The organism is Micromonospora sp. NPDC005203 (assembly GCF_042872705.1).
In the GTDB taxonomy this organism is placed as follows: Bacteria; Actinomycetota; Actinomycetes; order Mycobacteriales; family Micromonosporaceae; genus Micromonospora.
This window is the reverse complement of record NZ_JBIAKV010000001.1, coordinates 822,470-841,222: the sequence shown is the minus strand read 5'-3', so window position 1 is coordinate 841,222 and position 18,753 is coordinate 822,470. Positions and strand designations below refer to the sequence as shown.

The 18,753-nt window shown below is 72.1% G+C and carries 12 protein-coding genes and 1 pseudogene; 4 read left to right on the top strand and 9 right to left on the bottom strand.

From position 1 onward, the window contains the following. Nucleotides 1–22: 22 nt before the first annotated feature. A complete protein-coding gene (locus tag ACFYPM_RS04090; protein ID WP_387191023.1) occupies nucleotides 23–4,918 on the top strand; it encodes an SCO7613 C-terminal domain-containing membrane protein in 4,896 nt (1,631 codons plus the stop codon). A 137-nt stretch (nucleotides 4,919–5,055) separates the two neighbouring features. On the opposite strand, the gene purE is transcribed toward ACFYPM_RS04090, so the two are convergent. From purE to ACFYPM_RS04065, 5 genes and pseudogenes are all read right to left on the bottom strand, one after another. Then, a complete protein-coding gene (gene purE, locus ACFYPM_RS04085) occupies nucleotides 5,056–5,547 on the bottom strand; it encodes a 5-(carboxyamino)imidazole ribonucleotide mutase (protein WP_387191021.1) in 492 nt (163 codons plus the stop codon). Between the two features lie 26 nt (nucleotides 5,548–5,573). After that, a complete protein-coding gene (locus ACFYPM_RS04080; protein WP_387191019.1) occupies nucleotides 5,574–6,749 on the bottom strand; it encodes a 5-(carboxyamino)imidazole ribonucleotide synthase in 1,176 nt (391 codons plus the stop codon). Nucleotides 6,750–6,860: 111 nt separating this feature from the next. After that, entirely contained in the window at nucleotides 6,861–8,900 is a 2,040-nt protein-coding gene (locus ACFYPM_RS04075) for a thioredoxin domain-containing protein (protein WP_387191017.1), read from the bottom strand. A gap of 176 nt (nucleotides 8,901–9,076) precedes the next feature. After that, nucleotides 9,077–9,496, bottom strand: coding sequence for a hypothetical protein (locus ACFYPM_RS04070; RefSeq protein WP_387191015.1), 420 nt, complete (start codon nucleotides 9,494–9,496; stop codon nucleotides 9,077–9,079). Nucleotides 9,497–9,830: 334 nt separating this feature from the next. Beyond that, nucleotides 9,831–9,986, bottom strand: a pseudogene (locus ACFYPM_RS04065) (DUF255 domain-containing protein); the annotation flags it as partial. Between the two features lie 61 nt (nucleotides 9,987–10,047). Here ACFYPM_RS04065 and ACFYPM_RS04060 point away from each other — a divergent pair. Beyond that, nucleotides 10,048–11,637 (top strand): hypothetical protein, encoded by a 1,590-nt coding sequence (locus tag ACFYPM_RS04060; RefSeq protein ID WP_387191013.1) that lies wholly within the window; start codon nucleotides 10,048–10,050, stop codon nucleotides 11,635–11,637. Between the two features lie 434 nt (nucleotides 11,638–12,071). Here ACFYPM_RS04060 and ACFYPM_RS04055 read toward each other — a convergent pair whose 3' ends face one another. The 3 genes from ACFYPM_RS04055 to mca form a co-directional block, all read right to left on the bottom strand. Then, nucleotides 12,072–14,603: a putative bifunctional diguanylate cyclase/phosphodiesterase gene (locus tag ACFYPM_RS04055; protein WP_387191011.1), complete on the bottom strand. Its 2,532-nt coding sequence runs from the start codon at nucleotides 14,601–14,603 to the stop codon at nucleotides 12,072–12,074. Nucleotides 14,604–14,781: 178 nt separating this feature from the next. Continuing rightward, the gene (locus ACFYPM_RS04050) at nucleotides 14,782–15,075 is read right to left on the bottom strand and encodes a hypothetical protein (protein ID WP_357241819.1); all 294 of its coding nucleotides are present in this window, start codon (nucleotides 15,073–15,075) and stop codon (nucleotides 14,782–14,784) included. A 48-nt stretch (nucleotides 15,076–15,123) separates the two neighbouring features. After that, nucleotides 15,124–16,005 (bottom strand): mycothiol conjugate amidase Mca, encoded by an 882-nt coding sequence (gene mca, locus ACFYPM_RS04045; RefSeq protein ID WP_387191009.1) that lies wholly within the window; start codon nucleotides 16,003–16,005, stop codon nucleotides 15,124–15,126. A 202-nt stretch (nucleotides 16,006–16,207) separates the two neighbouring features. On the opposite strand from mca, the gene ACFYPM_RS04040 reads away from it, so the two are divergent. Together ACFYPM_RS04040 and greA are read left to right on the top strand one after the other, a co-directional pair. Continuing rightward, nucleotides 16,208–16,648, top strand: coding sequence for a DUF4307 domain-containing protein (locus ACFYPM_RS04040; protein WP_387191474.1), 441 nt, complete (start codon nucleotides 16,208–16,210; stop codon nucleotides 16,646–16,648). A gap of 157 nt (nucleotides 16,649–16,805) precedes the next feature. Beyond that, on the top strand, nucleotides 16,806–17,303 hold the full coding sequence (greA, locus tag ACFYPM_RS04035; RefSeq protein WP_387191007.1) for a transcription elongation factor GreA: 498 nt from the start codon (nucleotides 16,806–16,808) through the stop codon (nucleotides 17,301–17,303). 59 nt (nucleotides 17,304–17,362) lie between these two features. Here the strand turns inward: greA and ilvA are convergent, their stop codons facing one another. Beyond that, a complete protein-coding gene (gene ilvA / locus ACFYPM_RS04030) occupies nucleotides 17,363–18,583 on the bottom strand; it encodes a threonine ammonia-lyase (protein ID WP_357241810.1) in 1,221 nt (406 codons plus the stop codon). Nucleotides 18,584–18,753: the final 170 nt, after the last annotated feature.

Here is an 18,753-nt window from a genome sequence, read left to right as displayed (position 1 = left end):
ACAGTGCGGGTGGAGGGGTGTCGTGGCGAACTTTCAATGCTCCTCGTGCGGCCGGGAGATCAAACCGGCCGTCCACTGCCCACACTGCGGGGCTGACCAGCCGCAGTGGGTCGAGCACCTGGCGGACATCGAGCGTTCGATCGCGGAGATGAAGCGGCGCGACGCCGCCATCGCCAGCGAGCAGCGGCAGATCGCCGCGAAGATGCAGGCCGCGCTCTTCCAGCGGGACATCCTCGCCCACGCCGGAGAGGAGCGGCTCAAGCAGGCCACCCGGCCGCGCCGCGTGCTCCGCCGCCGCCCCGGCCGGCGCCCATCGGCCGCCGGCGCCTCGGTGCCGCCCCGGGTCCCCCGGCAGGGCACCCCGTCCGCCCCCGAGGACGCGCCGCCGCCTCCACCGAGGCCGAGCTGGCTGGACGCGGACGACCCGGCGCACCCCCCGGAAGCCTCGTCGCGCGAAGTGCAGAACATCCCCCTCGGGCTGGGCGCGTTGCTGCTCGCGGTGGCCGCGGTGGTCTTCGCCGCCGTCGCCACCAGCTCGATGGACGCGCTGGCCCGGCTCGGCATCCTGCTCCTGGCGACGGTGCTGATGCTGCTCGCCCCACCGGTGCTGGCCCGGCGTGGGCTCACCTCCACCGCCGAGACCATCGCCGCGGTCGGCCTGCTGCTGGTGCCGCTCGCCGGCAACGCCCTCTGGGCCGTGGACCGGATCGGCGCGGGCGGCGCCTCCGGCACCGTCTTCGGCGGGGTGCTCTTCGCGGTCACCGCGGGAGTCGCCTTCGGGTACGCCGGCTGGACCGGTCTACGCGCACCTCGCTTCGCCACCGTGCTCGCCGCGCAGCCGGTGCTGCCGCTGTTGGCGTACGACCAGATCACCGGCCCGGGTGGTTGGGCGCTGGTGCTGGCCCTGGTCGCCCTCGTCGACCTCTGGCTGGCCCGCTCCGGCGTGGCCCTGGAACGCCCCGTCCGGCAGGATCTGCCACCGTCGGACACCACCTCGGCGCCCCGCCAACGCGGCGTCGAGACCCGGCCGGAGAGCGATGCGGAGGAGGTTGCCGAGCTGATCGACGCCAGCGCGGGTTCGGCCGACACCGGGCCGAGCCGCCCGGTCCCCGGGCTGGGCGAGCTGACCTGGGTGCTGCACGCGGTGGCGGTCGCGGTCGCCCTGGCGTACGCGGTCACCGCCCTGCTCCGGGCACAGACCGTGCCGACCGCGACCGGCGCCGGGGTGGTGCTGCTGCTGGCCGCCACGATCGGGCTGGCCGGCGCGCTGGTGCTGCGTCGCGCGCCGCTGCCCGACGTCGCGGCGGGCATCGTCACGCTGGCCGTGATCGGCGCGCTGAGTCGCATCGCCTCGGTGGCCTTCCCGGGCCGCGCGCTGCTGCTGATCGCTGCGGTCATCACGGTGACCGGGCTGGCCGTGCGCGTGGTCCCCGAGGCGGCCCGACGCGGCCCGCAGCTCGCCTCGGCGGTGGCGCTGACCGTCAGCGGGCTGGTGGTCGCCGGTGGCGCGCTACGCGCCGGGTTGGCGCCGGTCCGGGCGGCACTGCCCGCCTGGGATGCCGACCTCGACCGGTATCCGGCCGCGCTGGCCGCCGCGGTCGGGCCGACCACCTGGCAGCTCGCGGGTGCCGCCCTCCTGCTCACCATCGCGGCGGTGCTGGCCCTGCCGGCGGAGATCCGCCGGGAGTTCGCGGTCGCCGGCGCGGCGCTGACCGCGCTCGCCATACCGGCCTCGCTCGGTCTCGGTTGGGCCGCGGCACCCTGGCCGATGGTGATCACCGCGATCGGCATCGGGGTCATCGGGCTCTCCGCCCGCACCGACCGGGCGGCGGCGGCGCACGCCATCGGAGCGGCCGTGGTGGGCCTGCTCGGCGCCGGTGCCAGCCTGTCGCGCCCCGCACTCACCGCAGCGGTCCTGCTCACCCTGTTCACGGCCGGCACGCTTGTCGCGCTGGCACCCCGGATCCGGATCGCCTCGGCCGCCTCCGACACGGTCACCGCCTGGGCCGCCGGAGGGGCTGCGTTCGCGCTGCCCGGGGCGGTGGCCGCGTTCGTGGCGGCCACCGTGCCCACCGAGCCGACCCTCACCCCGGCCAGCCTCCGCGAGGTGACCGTCCCGGTGCTGGCGGCCAGCTTCCTGGCGGTCTGCGTGACCCTCGGCTACGCCGCCGTCGTGCAGGTCTCCCAGCGCCGCATCCCCGCACCGCTGTCGGTCGGCACCGGGCTGGGCGCGTTGCTGATCACCGCCGCCGCGTTCGGAGCGCCCGGGGCGACCGTCGCCGACGCCTGGGTGGGCGCATTGCTGCTGGTCGCCGCAGTGCTGCTGTTCCTGGCCCCATCCATCGACGCTGGCCGTCGCGCCGACCTCACCCTCGACGGCTCGGACCTGGCCGCCGCGGCGGTCACCACCGCCCTGATCGCCACGCTGGTACGGATCGGGGCGGTACTCGCCCCGGGCGGGCAGTTGGCGATGGCCGCCGCACTGGTCCTGGTGGTCGCCGTGGGAGCACGCACCATGCCGGAGGAGTGGCGACGCGGACCAATCCTCGGCCTCGCCGCCGGCGGTCTCCTCATCGGCGTACTCGCCGGCTGGTCGGCGATTCGCGGTGGGGTCGGTGTGCTGGCCACCCCCGGCCCGATCTGGCAGGGCGACCTGAGCGGCTGGCCGGCCGCGCCCGTTGGCGGAGCCACCTGGCAGGCGCCTGTCGCGTTGGTGCTGCTGGCCCTCGCCGCCGGCATCCTGCTCCCGCCGCCCTGGCGGTGGGACGTGTCCGGCGCGGCCGTGGTGCTCGCCACGATCGGCGCGCCGGCCGCGTTCGATCTGGCCTGGTGGTCGCCGGTCCTGGTCGGCGCAACTGTCGCCACCGTCTACGGGATGGCGGCGGCAGCCAGCGAGGAGGCGCGCGCCGGGCTGTCCCGGGCGACCGTGGCCGGAGTGGTCGCGCTGCACGCCGCCGGAGCCGGCCTGGTCCAGCCCTGGACGACCGCACTGGCCCTGGGCAGCATTGCGCTGATCGGCGTGGTGGTGGCGACGCTGGCACGCGTCCTGGCCGGCCCACAGGTGGCCGACATCGACACCGAGGGGATGCCGCCGCACCTGGTGCAGATCGGTGGCGCGGCGATCGGTGCGGCGCTGCTGGCCCTCCCCGGCGCGGTGGCGGCACTGGCCGCCGAATTCGAGAACTCGGCGCAGGTGGTGCTGACCGCCGCGCTGGCCGCGTCCAGCCTCGGCCTCGCCGCCGTGGCCGCGGTCCGCCGCCAGGTCCCGCAATATCTGCCCTGGGTCAGCGTCGCGGTGGTCGGCGGGGCCAGCATCAGCGCCCTCGCCGCCATCCCCACCGGCCTTCCCGCAGGCGTCTACGCGGCTGCCGCCGCGCTGCTCGGTGTGCTGGCCGAGCTGATCCGAGCGGCCACCGTGCCGCCCACCGGCTCCGCCCAGCCGGTCCGGCGCTGGGCGGTACGGCTCGACGGCGCGCTCCGGCGACTGCCCGATGACCCGGAACGACGCCGGTGGCGGGTCAACCCGGCCGCGGGTGCACTGGCCGCGGCGGCCCTGCCGACCGCCCTGGCTCTCGCCTCGATCGCACCGGCGCTGGTCACCGCGCTGGTCGAGCCCCACCGCACCCTGACCCGGATCTGGCAGGGTCCGCCGCCGGAGCTGCTCACCCCGCCGCCGGACGTGGTCAACCCGACGCACGTGCTGACGGCGCTGCTGCTCACCGCGACCGCCGCACTGGCCGCCACCGGGTTCAGCGGCGGGCGGCGGTCCCGGGCCGTGCCGGTGGTGCTGCCCGGGGCAGCCGTCACCCTGCTGATCGCACCCATCGCGTTGGGTCGGGGCTGGCCCGCCAGCACGGTCGCCGCGCTCTCCGTCTTCACCATCGCGATGCTCGGCCTCGCGCTGACCCCACCGCCGCCGCTGGCCGAGCGTGCCCGCTCGCTGCGGCTGGCCCGGGTGCTGGTGTTCGTCATCGGTCTGGCCGGCGGCAGCGCCGGACTCGCCGGCAGTCTGGCCGATCGAAAGTTGACCCTGTTCACCCTCGGCAGCGCTGTCGCGGTGGGGGCGGTGGGGGCGGTGTTCGGCACCACCCAGCGGGCGCGCATCCTCGGTTGGCTCTTCGCCTCGCTCATGGCGCAGCTTTTCGTCCTCACCGCCGGCCTGGTCGCCGGGCTGGCGGCGGTCTGGTCCGCGTTCGGGGTGCTCGCGGTCGGGGCGGTCCTGCAGGTGCTCGCCGCGACCCTGCCCCGGCTGCGCCGTCCCGAGGCACAGCGGGAGGCGTCCACCGTAGAGTGGACCGGTTACGCCGCCGCGCTCATCGCCTTGGCCCTCGCCTTCGACTCGCCCCGACACATCGCCGCCCTGCTGGCCGCCTGGGGTGCGGTCCTCGGCGTGGCGGCAACCCGGCCCGGCCGTCGGCCGGTGGAACGCCGGATCCTGTTCTGGGCCGTGGTGATCTGCGAGATCACCGCGTGGTGGATCCTGATGCGGGTCGCCGACGTGGCGCTGCCCGAGGCGTACACGCTGCCGTTCGCCGCGCTGGCCCTGCTCGTCGGCGTCCTGGAGCTGCGCCACCGACCGGACCTGAGCAGTTGGGTGGCGTACGGGCCGGCGCTGGTCGCCGCCTTCGTACCGACGCTGGCCATCGTGCTGGCCACCGAGTCCAGCACGGTACGGCAGATGCTACTGCTGCTCGGCGCGGTCGCGGTGTTGATCTTCGGCTCGTCCAGCCGGCAGCAGGCACCGGTGATCGTCGGCGCATCGGTCACGGCGATCGCCGCGATCCACGCGCTGGTGAGCCTCGGCCCGTGGCTGGCGCTCATCCCGGTGGGCATCCTGCTACTCGTGCTCGGCGCGAGTAACGAGCGCCGCCGCCGCGCCCAGGAACGCCTCCAGACCGCCCTGCGCGGCATGAGGTAGATCAGAGGGTCCCTGCGGCGTGGGTGAGTGGGCCGGGGTTCGCGGAGCGACCTCGCGCGATCTTGCACTTTCTGTCGCGACATAAGGCGCAAAAGCCACGAAGCAACGACCGAAAGTGCAAGATCGCGGGGGTACGGCTAGGGCAGGGTTGCCTGGAGGGCGGACTCCTTGTCTGCCACCAGCTTCTCCAGGTCCTGCTGGTAGGTCGTCATCGCCGCGCGCAGGGCCTCGTCGTGGGCGCCGAGGATCCGTACGGCGAGCAGGCCCGCGTTGCGGGCGTTGCCGATCGACACGGTGGCGACCGGGATCCCGGCCGGCATCTGCACGATGGACAGCAGCGAGTCCATGCCGTCGAGGTGCTTCAGCGGCACCGGCACACCGATCACCGGCAGCGGCGTCACCGAGGCGACCATGCCCGGCAAGGCGGCAGCACCGCCAGCCCCGGCGATGATCACCTTGAGGCCCCGGTCGGCGGCGTCCCGGCCGTACTCGATCATCGTCACCGGAGTGCGGTGCGCCGAGATGACCCGCACCTCGTACGCCACGCCGAAGTCGTCCAACACCTCGGCGGCGGCGCGCATGGTCGGCCAGTCCGAGTCGCTACCCATGATCAAGCCGACCGTGCTCACCGAGGTCTCCTTCTCGACCGTAGGGCTCACTCGTGCCCCTCGCGCAACCAGCGGGCGGCCCGCGCGGCCCGCGCCCGTACGTCGTCCAGGTCGTCGCCGAGCACCGTGACGTGCCCGACCTTGCGGCCCGGTCGCACCTGCTTGCCGTAGAGGTGCACCTTGGCGCCGGGCTCGGCGGCGAAGAGGTGGTGCAGCCGCTCGTCGATCGACATGCCGCCCGGCTCTCCACCGAGCACGTTCGCCATCACCACCACCGGCGCGGTCAGCGAGGTGTCGCCCATCGGGTAGTCCAGCACCGCCCGCAGGTGCTGCTCGAACTGCGAGGTCCGGGAACCCTCGATGGTCCAGTGCCCGGAGTTGTGCGGGCGCATCGCCAGTTCGTTGACCACGATCGCGGGCCGGCCGGCGTCGTCGCGCACCTCGAACAGCTCCACGGCCAGCAGGCCGATCACCCCGAGCGCGGTGGCCAGGTCGATGGCGAGTTGCTGGGCGGAGACCGCCAGCTCCTCGTCCAGGCCGGGAGCCGGGGCCAGCACCTCCACGTTGATGCCGTCGGACTGCACCGTCTCCACCACCGGGTACGCGGCCACCTGACCGAACGGCGACCGGGCGACCTGCACGGCCAGCTCCCGGCGCAACGGCACCCGCTCCTCGACGATCAGCCGGGTGCCGCCGGCGAGCAGCGTCGCGGCCAGCTCGGTGGCCTGGGTGGCGTCGTCGACCATCCACACGCCCCGGCCGTCGTAGCCACCGCGCGCCGCCTTCAGCACCACCGGCCAGCCGACCTGCTCGCCGAAACCGACGAGGTCGGCGGGCTCATCGACCGGCCGCCACGCCGGGTTGGGCGCGCCCAGCTCGGTCAGGCGTTCCCGCATGACCTGCTTGTCCTGGGCGTGCAGCAGCGCGTCCGCCGGCGGATAGAGGGTCACCCCTTCCGCCGTCAGCGTGCGGATGTGCTCGGAGGGCACGTGCTCGTGGTCGAAGGTGACCACATCACAGCCCTTGGCGAAGGTGCGCAGGGCGGCCAGGTCGGTGTGGTCGCCGTACTGGACGTCGGCGGCGACCAACGCCGCGCCGTCGTCGGGGGCGGTCGCGAGCACACGCAGTGACTGGCCGAGGGCGATCGCGGCCTGGTGGGTCATCCGGGCCAACTGGCCGCCACCCACCATGCCGACAACAGGCAGACCGGTACGGGAATCCATAGCGCGGCCAGCCTATCCGGGGCCTCGGCACGCCCACCCGGTGGGCCGGCGACCCGCCCCGGAAGCGCCGCGGCGGGCGCCCGGCGTGCGGCGTGGGCAACTACGGTGCGCTCAGCCGAGCTCGGCGACCAGCTCCTCGACGGAGGTGACCGGCCGTTGGCAGACGAACCCCCGGCAGACGTACGCGGCGGACCGCCCGTCGACAAGCGGACGGTCCGCGAGCAGCGGCACCCCGGACTGGTCCGGTTGCCCGGCGACGACCACCGCCCCGGGCGGGGCGTGCCGGTGGGCCGCGGCCACCAGGGGATCACCCGCCGGGTCGTCGGTCACCACGGCGATCTCGTACGGCCCGGAGAGCAACGCCTCACCGACCGTTGCCGCGTACCCGGTGAACCGGGGGTGCTGCCCGACGATCGGCGCGACGGTGGCGAGCGCCGCCTCGGCGGCCTCCCGGTAGCGCGGCTCCCCGCTCAGCGCCGAGTACGCGACCAGCCCGGCGACCAGTGCCGACCGCCCGGACGGGGTGGCGTTGTCGGTCGGGTCAGCGGGCCGGGCGACCAGCCGTTCCGCGTCGTCGGCGGTGTCGTAGAAGGCGCCACCGGGTGCGGCGAAGCGCGCCAGCGCGGTGTCCAGCAGCTCGCCGGCCAGCGTGAGCCAGCGTCCCTCGCCGGTGAGCTGGTGCAGCGCGCAGAAGGCCTCCGCCACACAGCCGTAGTCCTCCAGGACACCGGCCGGCTCGCCGACCGTGCCGTCCCGGGAGACCCGGCGCAGGCGGCCGTCCACCAGGTGCACTCCTGCCAGGTGTTCGGCGGCGTCGCGCATCGCGCCGTCGGCGACGATCGTCACGCCGTCCATCAGGTTCGCGTCCTCGTCCTGCGGGGACGCGTACAACGCGGCCACCTGGAGGAACTCGACGATGGCGGTGATCGCCAGGCCGTTCCAGGCGGCCACCACCTTGTCGTCGCGGGCCGGCTGCGGGCGGCTGTCCCGGGCACTGAGGAGCCGCCCGACCACCTGTTGCCAGCGGGCCCGCACCTCGGGTGCGGCGTCGTCGACGTCCCGGGCGAGCTTGAGCACACTCATGCCGTGTTCGAAGGTGCCGTCGTCGGTTACGGCGAAGAGGTCGGCGGCCCAACGGCCGTCCTCCTCGCCCAGCGCCTCGACGAGCTGCGCGGGTGTCCAGGCGTAGGTGAGCCCCTCGACGCCCTCGGTGTCGGCGTCCAGCGCGGACAGGAAGCCCTCCCCCGGCCGGTGCAGCTCGTCGGCGAGGAAGCGGGCGGTGTCCCGGGCCACCCGGCGGGCCAGCGGGTCACCGGTGAGCCGCCACAGCTGGGTGTAGACCCGCAGCAGCAGCGCGTTGTCGTAGAGCATCTTCTCGAAGTGCGGCACCGTCCAGTGCTCGTCCACCGAGTAGCGGGCGAAGCCGCCGGCGAGCTGGTCGTAGATGCCACCGCGGGCCATCGCCTCGGCGGTGTGCCGGGTCATCTCCAGGCTGCGCGGGTCGCCGGTGCGCTGGTGGTGGCGCAGCAGGAAGAGCAGGTTCATGTGCGGTGGGAACTTCGGGGCGCCGCCGAAGCCTCCGTTCGTCGCGTCGTACTCGCTGGCCAGCCTGCCGGCCGCGGCGTCGAGCAGCGGCGCGTCCAGCGGGGCGGTGGGGCCGCCCACGGCCTGTGCGCCACCGATCGCCTCGACCATTGCGGCGCCCTGGCGCACCACCGCCTCGCGCTGCTCCCGCCAGGCGGTGGTGATCGACTGGAGCAACTGCGTGAAGTTCGGGCGCGGGAAGTAGGTGCCGCAGAAGAACGGGGTGCCGTCCGGGGCGGCGAAGACTGTCATTGGCCAGCCGCCCTGGCCGGTCATCGCCTGGGTCGCGGTCAGGTAGACCGCGTCCACGTCCGGGCGCTCCTCACGATCCACCTTGATCGACACGAAGTTGTCGTTCAACAGGGCCGCGACCTGCTCGTTCTCGAACGACTCGTGGGCCATGACATGACACCAATGACAACTCGAATAACCCACGCTGATCAAGACTGGAACGTCTCGTCGCTTGGCTTCTTCGAAGGCGTCGTCCCCCCAAGGCCACCAATCCACCGGGTTGTCCTTGTGTTGCTGAAGGTAGGGCGACGTCGCCCAGGCAAGACGATTGGCCATGACCCAACCCTCTCACAGGCAGCTTGAGGACTCAGTTCGCCATACTGCCCGAGCTGGCGGGCGTCGACCGATCCGCTCCGGGCCTCCAACCGCCTTGGGAGCTATGGAGCAAGGATGCGTCGGCACCTAGGCTCGGTCACTCTCCAGTGAAGATCATTCATGGGCCCTCGTGGCGCTCAGCCGCCAAGTCCGGCAGGCAAGTGGGCCTGCTTCGTGACCTTATCGGCGCGCTTGTGCCTGTTCTTCAGATAGTCGTCGAGCCACTTCCGCGAACTCAGCCAGATTCCACTGTCAGACTTCTGTGCCCGAAGGCGTCCACGCTCGGCTGCAGCACGCAGCGCGACAGCCGTGACGCCCCCCTTCTCATCGACCAGGCTCGCTAGCGGAACCAGGCGGGATGGGCCGGCCACAGCAGGTACGACGAACCGGTAGAGGTTGTTGGTGACAGCGCGGGCGACGAGTTCACCCATCGGACCATAGTCACCCTTGTCCGCCTTACGCATCGCGTCGAGGTACTTTGCGCGCTCATTCTTGAACACGATCGCCGGTGGATACCCGAGCCGAACCAAGAGAAGGTTGAGGAGAAGCCGGCCCATACGGCCATTGCCATCGAGGGCTCGGAAGTCCTCCCATGCGCGTCCGGAGGTCCGTGATCGCCTCCTCGAGCCGGTCATAGATCGTCTGCCGTGATGGGCGCCCACGTGGCATGGGGTCGAGGCTGCCTGCCTGAGCCGATGAGCGGGTGCTAGTTGTCGCGCTCTGACGAGATTTAATCAGACGCGACAACATCCCTCGGCACCTCGGCACCTCGCAACTTGTTGAGTGTCACTCAAAAGAACTCGAACACAACAAAATATGACTCGCTGCCGCCGGCATCTGCCCACCCCTGACGTCAGCCCAGACCCCACTACGAGGTTGACGAGTTCACTGGCACCAGTGACACGCCGCGTAGCCCACCGAGATGAGCACCGGGACGTCCCGCCGTCTCGCCTCGGCGAACGCCTCGTCCGACCAGGGCCACCAGTCGACCGGGTTGTCGGCGTGCTGGAGAAGGTACGGGGAGGTGGCGTCGCCAAGCCGACTCACGATTCCAGCCCGCCACACAGACAGGGCGCCCAGTCCGTTGTGGTGCCGCTAGGGTGCTCGGATGTCCGAGACTGCGGATTGGGCGCAGCCCGAGGTGATCCGGACCGGCTGCTGTGAGGGCGCGCGCTGGCGGCTCGAACTACCCGGCCCCGCCAACACCCGCGCCCAGAACCGGCTGGCCGGGCTCGCGGTGAACCCGGCCGCGCCGACCGACATCCTGCTCGCCCTGGTTCGGGACGGTGGTCGGCTGCCACGGCTCGTACTCGCCGAGCGCCTCTACGGGTCGATCTCGGACCTGGCTGAGGAGATGCCGGAGGTCGCCGCGGCGCTGGTGGCGGTGACAACCGAGACCGGCGATCCGCATCTGCTGCAACGGCTCGCACTGGAAGGCGACTTCCCGCGCGACGCGGTCGTGGCCCTGGCCGCCTCATCCGACCACCTGGTGCGGTGCGAGGTTCCCTGGATCAAGGCCTGCCCACCCGAGATCGTGGCCGCCCTCGCCGACGATCCCCACCCCGAGGTACGGCGGTCCGTGGCGTGCCTCGTCGACCTCAGCCCGGAACTCCAGGCCACGCTGGCCCGCGACCCCGACCCGACCGTACGTGACGGGATTGGTCAACGTGAACTGTCCGCCGAGATCGCCGAGATCCTTGTGCACGACAGGGTCCCCGCCATCCGGGCATACGCCGTCCCACAGACCGGAGACTGGCTGGGTGAGGAGCTGGCTGCCAGCCCCGACCAGGAGGCCCGCGCGGAGGTCGCACGGGTGGGACGCCTGTCTCCGGCGGCGATGCTGGCACTGGCCGACGATCCGGTCGTCGCCGTACGTCGTGCGCTGGCCTGGTCGGAGCGCCTGACCAGCCCGGTGCTGACGGTTCTCGCCCGCGACGCCGACCCCGAGGTCCGCCGCGCGGTCGCGCTGAACTCCGCCACGTCGACGGAGAGCCTGACGGCACTGACCCGCGATGTGGACGACACGGTGGCCCGTACGGCCGTCCAACGCTTCACGACCGACGCCTCCCGACCGCTGCCCAGCCTGGCGCGGTTGGAGGCCGATGCCGACCGGCTCTCCGTCGAACAGATCGAGGACCTGATCGGCAAGTTCAAGTCCGGCTGCGAACCAGGTCCGCCCGAGTGGCCGGTCGAGAAGGCGGAAGAGGCACTCCAGACCCTTCTTGCGCAGTGCGCGGGTTCACGCTCGGCGCGCGTACGCGCCGCTGCCACCGCCAACTGGCAGCTGTCGGAGGAGACCGCCGCTCTCCTGGCCGACGATCGGGACCCCATGGTCCGCCGCCGGCTCGCCCGGCACTGCTCGTATCCCGAGATACTGCGCCGACTCGCCGCGGTGCCCGTCAAGGGCGTCGGCGAAGCGCTGGCGGCCAACGGGCGGACCCCGCGCGACGTTCTCGACCGGTTGCCCGCCAAGCCCCACCGGCTGGCGCGGAACTGGAACGCCTCGGGAGAGCTGCTGGACCGACTACTCGACGGGGCCGACCACGTCACCCGGCTCGCCATCGCCGAGCACGAGAACACCCGGCCGGCGACGCTGGCGGCGCTGGCCCGGGGCAACGTCGAGCGGGACGTGCTCCGCGCGGCCTGCGCCCATCCGGCCCTGCCGGTGACGGTCATGTGGGAGCTGCTGCACGTGTGATCGGCTGACGCCTCCCCGGTGTCGTCCCAGCAGGCGCGCCACTGGTTGTCCATGCCCACGAGCACCAGTGGCAAGACGAAGACCTCATACTGATCAGAACCGGTACGTCTCGTCGTCTGTCTTCTGCCAAGGGCATCTTCCCCACGGCCACCACTCCACCGGGTTGGCGGCGTGCTGGAGGAGCTAGGGGGACGTCGTACCAGAGAGCCGGCTCCACGACTTCCAGCCGCTCACGCCAAGGCTTCACGCCGTCGGCGTGGCTTCTTCCTCGGTCCCGGTAGTCGGTACTTTCCGGGAGTGGGAGACGGGCATGCAGGCGGAAGAGCTGTCGGTGCTCGAGCAGCGCCTCGTCCGACCAGGGCCACCAGTCGACCGGGTTGTCGGCATGCTGGCGCAGCTCGAACGTCGAGTCGGGATCGCCGAGCCGGCGACGGTCAGGAGGCGCCGTCGGCGCGCAGCCGGAACACGTTCGACTCCGCCGAGTCGCGCAGCGACCCGAGCACCGCGCCGATCTTGTCGGCCGGCATCGGCTTGAAGAAGTGGTAACCCTGCGCCGAGGTGCAGCCCAGCTCGGCCAGGGCCAGCCGCTGCTCGGCAGTCTCCACCCCCTCGGCGACCACGCGCAGCCCCAACTCGTGGGCGAGCCCCACAGTCGTCCGTACGATCGCGGCGGCCTCCGGCGAGTCCGTCATCCGGATCACGAACGAGCGGTCCACCTTCAGCTCGTCCACCGCGATCCGGGTGAGGAAGGTCAGCGATGAGAAGCCGGTCCCGAAATCGTCGACGGCGAGCTGCACGCCCATCGACCGGAGCGTGGCCAGCACCTCGTCGATGATCTCCAGTTCACTCATCACCACCGTCTCGGTGATCTCCAGGACCAGCCGGTGCGGTGGCACCTGATGTCGGCGCAACACCTCGGCGATCTCCGCCGGCAACCGGGGATCGAGCAGGCTGCGCGCCGACAGGTTGACCGAGATCGGGACGTCGAGCCCGTCCCGGGCCCAACTCGCGGCCACGCCGAGAGCTTTGTCGAGCACGTAGCGGGTGAAGGTGCCGAGCTGCTCGCTGTTTTCCACGGGCCGGATGAAGTCGGCCGGACCCAGCCATCCGCGCCGGGGATGCTGCCAGCGGATCAGCGCCTCCACCCCGGTGGGCGCACCGGTGGCCAGGTCGACAGCCGGTTGCAACGCCAGCACCAACTGGTCGTCGACCTTCAGCGCCTCGCGTAACTCGGCCAGCAGGGCAAGCTGGTCGGTGCTTGCCGCGTCGCGGGTGCCGTCGTATGCAGCGACGTTGCCGCCGCCCTCCTTGGCCTGGTACATGGCGATGTCGGCCCGGCGCAGCAGCTCGGTCAGGTCTGCGGTGCCGGCGTCGGCCACCACCACCCCGACGGAAACCTCGATCGACATCCGGACGCCGGCCACCTCGGTCGGCGCGGCCAGTCGTTCGGCGATCTCGCGGGCCTGCCGCAGTGCGTGCGCCATCGGGGCGGCCCGGTCCCCGAGCACCGGCACCGCGGTGAGCAGCAGAGCGAACTCGTCGCCGCCGAGGCGGCCGAGCAGGTCACCGGGGCGGGCCAGCGCACTGAGCCGGTTCGCGGTCAGTCGCAGCAACTGGTCGCCGGCGGCGTGACCGAGGGTGTCGTTGACTTCCTTGAACTGGTTGATGTCCAGCAGCAGCAGCGCCACCGGGTGATCGTGGGCGAGTTGTCGCAGCGACTGATCGCCCTTGCCGAGCATCGCCGCCCGGTTCGCCAGCCCGGTCAGCGGGTCGTGCACCGCCTCGTACGACGAACGGGCGGTGACCAGCCGCAGCTCCCGGTGGGTCGCGGCGTCGTGCAGCGCGGCGGCGAGCGCGTCACCGAACGCGGCCACCGCATCGCGTTCCCGGGCGTTGGGCGGAGCAGATCGCGGGAACCGGACCCGCAGCCGACCCACCGGCGCGGCACCCACCGACAGTGCCCGACTCAGCTCGTGTTCGTCCAGCTCGGACCGGTCTGGCGGGTCCGTCTCCCGGTCGACGAACTGGCCGGTGGCGTCTCCCCGGTACCGGTGCCACCGGCCGTCGGTCCGAGCGACGTCGACGTCCACCAGTTCGGCGTTGAACAGCGTCAGCGCGCCGGTGACCGCCGCACTCGCCACACCTCGTTCGTCGAGCTGGTTGAGAGCCGCGGTGGCTTCGGCGAAGGCTCGCCAGGTGCGATGCTCCTGATCGGAGCGCAGCCGGTAGCGGTAGGTCTGTTGCAGCAGCCACAGCAGCGGTGGGAGCAGCAGCAACCACCGGGGGTCGAGCTCCATCAGGGCGACGACGACGAGGCCGACCGCGACGTTGCCGACGAACATCAGCAGTTTGCCGCGCAGCGCGGCGAGCAGTGGCGGCCCGATCGGCAGCCCGTGCCGCAGGCCGAGCGTCACCCCACCCAGCCAGGCGGTCACCAGGAGGTAGGTCACCGAGCCGGCGATCACGGCCGACGCCAGCATCGGGGTGGGCGGGGCGAGCAACGGCCGCCCGAGCGCGGTGGCCACGGAGGCGGCCAGTGCCGTCGCGGCGGCCAGCGACGCGGCGATCCGGAGGACATCGAGGGCCGGACGGCGGTCGTTGTGCAGGGAGAGAATCGTCCAGGCCAGGCCGGTGCCGAGCAGCGTGGCGGACGGCAGCCAGCCGGCCGGCGTCAGATGGAGGCAGACGATCAACGCCGCCTCGCCCCAGGTGATGCTGACCATGCCCGCCGACGACCGGAAGCGCAGCCGGGCGAGCTGGGCGAGCGCGAGGACGGCGACCGCGATGCCGAATCGGGCCGGCCCGCCGAGGGGATCGTCGGCCGGCAGCCGGGCGGGAAGGGTCAACCCCACCGCGGAGGCGGCCAGGGCGGTCAGGGTGACGGCGGCGGTGAGCACGAGCAGACGGCCCGGTGTGCCCCGCACCCCGAGCCGGTCAGACGAGCAGCCGGCCGGACCGGAGGTCATCGACCTCCCCCGTCAGTCGACCGACCGACGGTACGGCGGGCGGCCGGTGCTGTGCGTGTCATCGGCGCCCCCTCCCGCACACGGCTCGGAGACTTTTGGTCCCCCGGCGGAAGGCTAAGCCAAACCGGGTGGTCGCAACAGGGGGCGACCACCCGGTTCGGCGTGATTCACGCGCTGGCTACCCGTTCCGGTGCTGCTGGTGCCCATTGGGACCGGTGGCGGATGAATCACGCCCGGTGGTCCCGTCTGTCGGATCGACGACTGAAGCGTCGACCCTGGTCGGGTCGGACGGCGTCGCCTGCTGCGGGAACCGGTCCGGCAGGCGGCGCAGCCGGGCGTTCATGTTGCGGATCAGCAGGATGGTCGCGGCGGCCAGCAGCAGGATGAGGAACAGGCCCATCGGCCCGGCCAGACCACCCGTGCGGGTGTCTCCGAAGTTGTTCTCCGCGAGCACCTGGGCAGCGGTCAGCATGGCGTTCCTCCGATGTGCGGTTGGTAACCAGGGTAGCTCTGCCCGGAATCAGCGCGCGTGCGCCGTCTCCCGCACCCCCGCGAAGAGATCGGACTCGGGCAGCGGGCTGTCGACAATTGATCGGGCCAGCTCGAAGTCCTCGGTCGGCCAGGCGCGGCGCTGCAACTCCATCGGCACGTGGAACCAGAAGCCGTCCGGGTCGACCTGGGTCGCGTGGGCGCGCAGCGCGTCGTCGCGGACGGGGAAGAACTCGGAGCACTCCACCCGCGTGGTGATCCGTGGACCCTTGTCGGGCCGGTCCTCCCAGCGCTTGATCCACTCCTCGTAGGGCGACTCCTTGCCCGCGGCCAGCATGCCCTCGTGCAACGCCATGATCTTGGCCTTGGAGAAGCCGATGTCGTAGTAGAGCTTCGACGGCTGCCAGGGCGCGCCCAGTTCCGGGTAGCGCTCCGGGTCACCGGCGGCCTCGAACGCGGCCACGCTCACCTTGTGGCACATGATGTGGTCCGGGTGCGGGTAGCCACCCTCCTCGTCGTACGTGGTCACCACGTGCGGACGGAACTCGCGCATCAGCCGCACCAGTGGGCCGGCGGCCACCTCGACGTCCTGCAGGGCGAAACAGCCCTCGGGCAGCGGCGGCAGCGGGTCACCCTCGGGCAGCCCGGAGTCGACGAAGCCGAGCCAGGCCTGCTCGACGCCGAGGATCGCCCGGGCGGCGTCCATCTCGGCGCGGCGGATCTCGCCGATGTTGGCCCAGACATCGGGACGGTCGAGCTTGGGGTTGAGCACGCTGCCGCGCTCCCCACCGGTGCACGTCACGACCAGGACGTCCACGCCCTCGGCGACGTACTTGGCCATGGTCGCCGCACCCTTGCTCGACTCGTCGTCGGGGTGCGCGTGCACGGCCATGAGTCGCAGCTGCTCTGCCAACTTCGGCACTCCTCGTCTGTGCCGGCCGGTGGACCCGACCGGGCTCGACCGGCTGACCTGCCGGGATCGTTGCTCACCGCACCCTGACGCCGGCCAGCACCGCAGGGGATGACCTGCCATTCCTGCCGCTGGACCGGGTGGGAGGATGGACTCTGTCATTCTTGCCGATGCCGCCGACAACAACGCCAGGAGATACCCGCCGGTGACCGAGACGCACGCCACAATTTCACCCGGCGCTCCGGTTTTTCCCGCCGGACGCTACGGCCGTCGCCGGGCCTCTGGCGGCGAACGCCGACGCAGCCTGCTCGCCGCGCTGGTGCTGCTGGCGCTCGTGGCGACGCTGACCGTGATCTCGTTCCGGCTCTACCGCCAGTACGGCGACCCGGTCTACGACGCCCAGGTCATCACGTACACCGACATCACGGACACCCAGGTGCTTGTCGACTTTCGGGTGACCGTACCGGCGGGTGGCTCGGCGGTCTGCGTGCTGCGGGCCCGGACCCACGCGGGCGCCGAGGTGGCCCGTGAGCAGATCACCGTCACCGCCCGGCCCGGCGATCGGCACGTCACGACCCGGCACCGCCTGACCACCACCGCGCGGCCGTTCATCGGCGAGGTCCTGCGCTGTCGGCCCCCGTCCTGAGCTGCCGAAACAGCCTCAGCGACCAGCCTCGGAGGGCGCCTACCCGCCGGTGTTGGATCCGGACACTGGCGGTAATGGCCGACACCCTGTGTCGTACCGCACTGGTAACTTGGTAGTTCACCTGTCAGCCAGCCACGCACAACTGAGGAGAACGCCTGTGTCCACTGGCAACGAGGCGCCCGCCACCTGGCTGTCCCAGGACGCGCACGACCGCCTCCAGGCCGAGCTCGACGAGCACATCGCCAACCGCCCGGCGATCGCCGCCGAGATCAACGCTCGGCGCGAGGAGGGCGACCTGCGGGAGAACGGCGGCTACCACGCCGCCCGCGAGGAGCAGGGCAAGGCCGAGGGACGCATCCGCTACCTGCAGGAGCTGCTGCGCACCGCGAAGGTCGGCGGGGCGCCATCCGCGGACGCGGTGTCGCCCGGCATGGTCGTGACGATCTACTTCGACGACGACACCGCCGACACCGAGACCTTCCTGCTCGGCTCGCGCGAGATCGCGGCCACCACCGACCTGACCGTCTACAGCCCCGAGTCCGCGCTCGGCAAGGCGATCCTGGGCGGTCGGCCCGGGCAGACCTGCACCTACACGGCACCCAGTGGCGCCGACATCAAGGTGACAGTGGTCAGCTTCGAGCCCTTCTCCGGCTGACGTCGCCGGCTGCACCGAGGCCCAGACGCACCGCCGGCGAGGCGTGGCACCACCCGGTGTCACGCCTCGGCGGCGAAGACCACCTGGTAGCCGCTGGCCCGCAGCGCGCTGATCAGCGTGTCCGAGTGCTCCACGCCCCGGGTCTCCACCGACAGCGCCACCTCCACCTCGCCGAGACTGAGGTGCGGGTTGGCGCGCTGGTGCTCCACGTCCACCACGTTGGCCCGGTGCTCGGCGATCTGACTGAGCAGCGACGCCAGTTGTCCCGGCCGGTCCGAGCAGCGCACGGTCACCCGCAGGTAGCGGCCCGCGGCGGCCAGACCGTGCTCGATCACCCGGAGCATCAGCAGCGGGTCGATGTTGCCACCGGAGAGCACCGCGACCACCGGCGTCTCCACCTCGACCACGCCGGCCAGCAGCGCGGCGACGCCGACCGCCCCGGCCGGCTCGACGACCTGCTTACCGCGCTCCAGCAACATCAACAGCGCCCGGGAGATGTCCTCCTCGGAAACCGTGACGATCTCGTCGACGAGCTTGCGCACATGGTTGAAGGTGATCTCACCGGGCCGACCGACCGCGATGCCGTCGGCGATGGTGAAGAACGCCGGCAGCCGGACCGGCTCCCCGGCCACCAGCGAGGGAGGAAACGCCGCCGCGCCGGCCGCCTGGACGCCGATGATCCGGACGTCGGGTCGCAACGCCTTCACGGCGACCGCCATGCCCGAGATGAGGCCGCCGCCGCCGACCCCGGTGATGATGGTCTTCACGTCCGGGCACTGTTCGAGGATCTCCAGCGCGACCGTGCCCTGACCGGCGATCACGTCCGGGTGGTCGAACGGGTGGATCAGCACCGCTCCGGTGCGCTCGGCGTAGGTGTGCGCGGCGACAAGTGACTCGTCGACGGTGTTGCCGGCGAACTCGACCTGCGCGCCGTACCCCTTGGTCGCGGCCACCTTCGGCAGCGGCGCGTTGACCGGCATGAAGACGGTGGCACGCGTGCCGACCAGGCCCGCGGCGAGGGCCACGCCCTGCGCGTGGTTGCCCGCGCTCGCCGCGACCACGCCGCGCTCCCGCTCCGCCGCCGACAACCGGGAGATCCGCACGTACGCGCCGCGCACCTTGTACGAGCCGGCGCGCTGCACGTTCTCGCACTTGAGCCAGGTCGGCCCGCCCAGCGCCGCGCTGAGCGGACGGGAGGGCTCCAGCGGGGTGGTCCGGATGACACCGGCGAGCAGTTCCCGTGCAGCCCGCACGTCGTCGAGACCGACCAGTTCCGTCATGCCTCGATCGTGCCACCCGCCTCCGGAGGCCCCTGCGGCGACACCGGCCTCGACCGCTGCCCCGCCCCGGCCCGGCGCGCTGATCCACTCGACATCCCTGATATCGCGCTATCAACCGCGCCTCGACAGCGCGTTTTCCAGGAACCGGAGTGGATCAGCCCAGGAACCGG

Coding starts and splice junctions, on each gene's coding strand:
- ACFYPM_RS04080 (WP_387191019.1), bottom strand. CDS start 6,749: ATGGATTCCCGTACCGGTCTGCCTGTTGTCGGCATGGTGGGTGGCGGC.
- ACFYPM_RS04075 (WP_387191017.1), bottom strand. CDS start 8,900: ATGGCCAATCGTCTTGCCTGGGCGACGTCGCCCTACCTTCAGCAACAC.
- ACFYPM_RS04070 (WP_387191015.1), bottom strand. CDS start 9,496: ATGGGCCGGCTTCTCCTCAACCTTCTCTTGGTTCGGCTCGGGTATCCA.
- ACFYPM_RS04060 (WP_387191013.1), top strand. CDS start 10,048: ATGTCCGAGACTGCGGATTGGGCGCAGCCCGAGGTGATCCGGACCGGC.
- ACFYPM_RS04055 (WP_387191011.1), bottom strand. CDS start 14,603: ATGACCTCCGGTCCGGCCGGCTGCTCGTCTGACCGGCTCGGGGTGCGG.
- ACFYPM_RS04050 (WP_357241819.1), bottom strand. CDS start 15,075: ATGCTGACCGCTGCCCAGGTGCTCGCGGAGAACAACTTCGGAGACACC.
- ilvA (WP_357241810.1), bottom strand. CDS start 18,583: ATGACGGAACTGGTCGGTCTCGACGACGTGCGGGCTGCACGGGAACTG.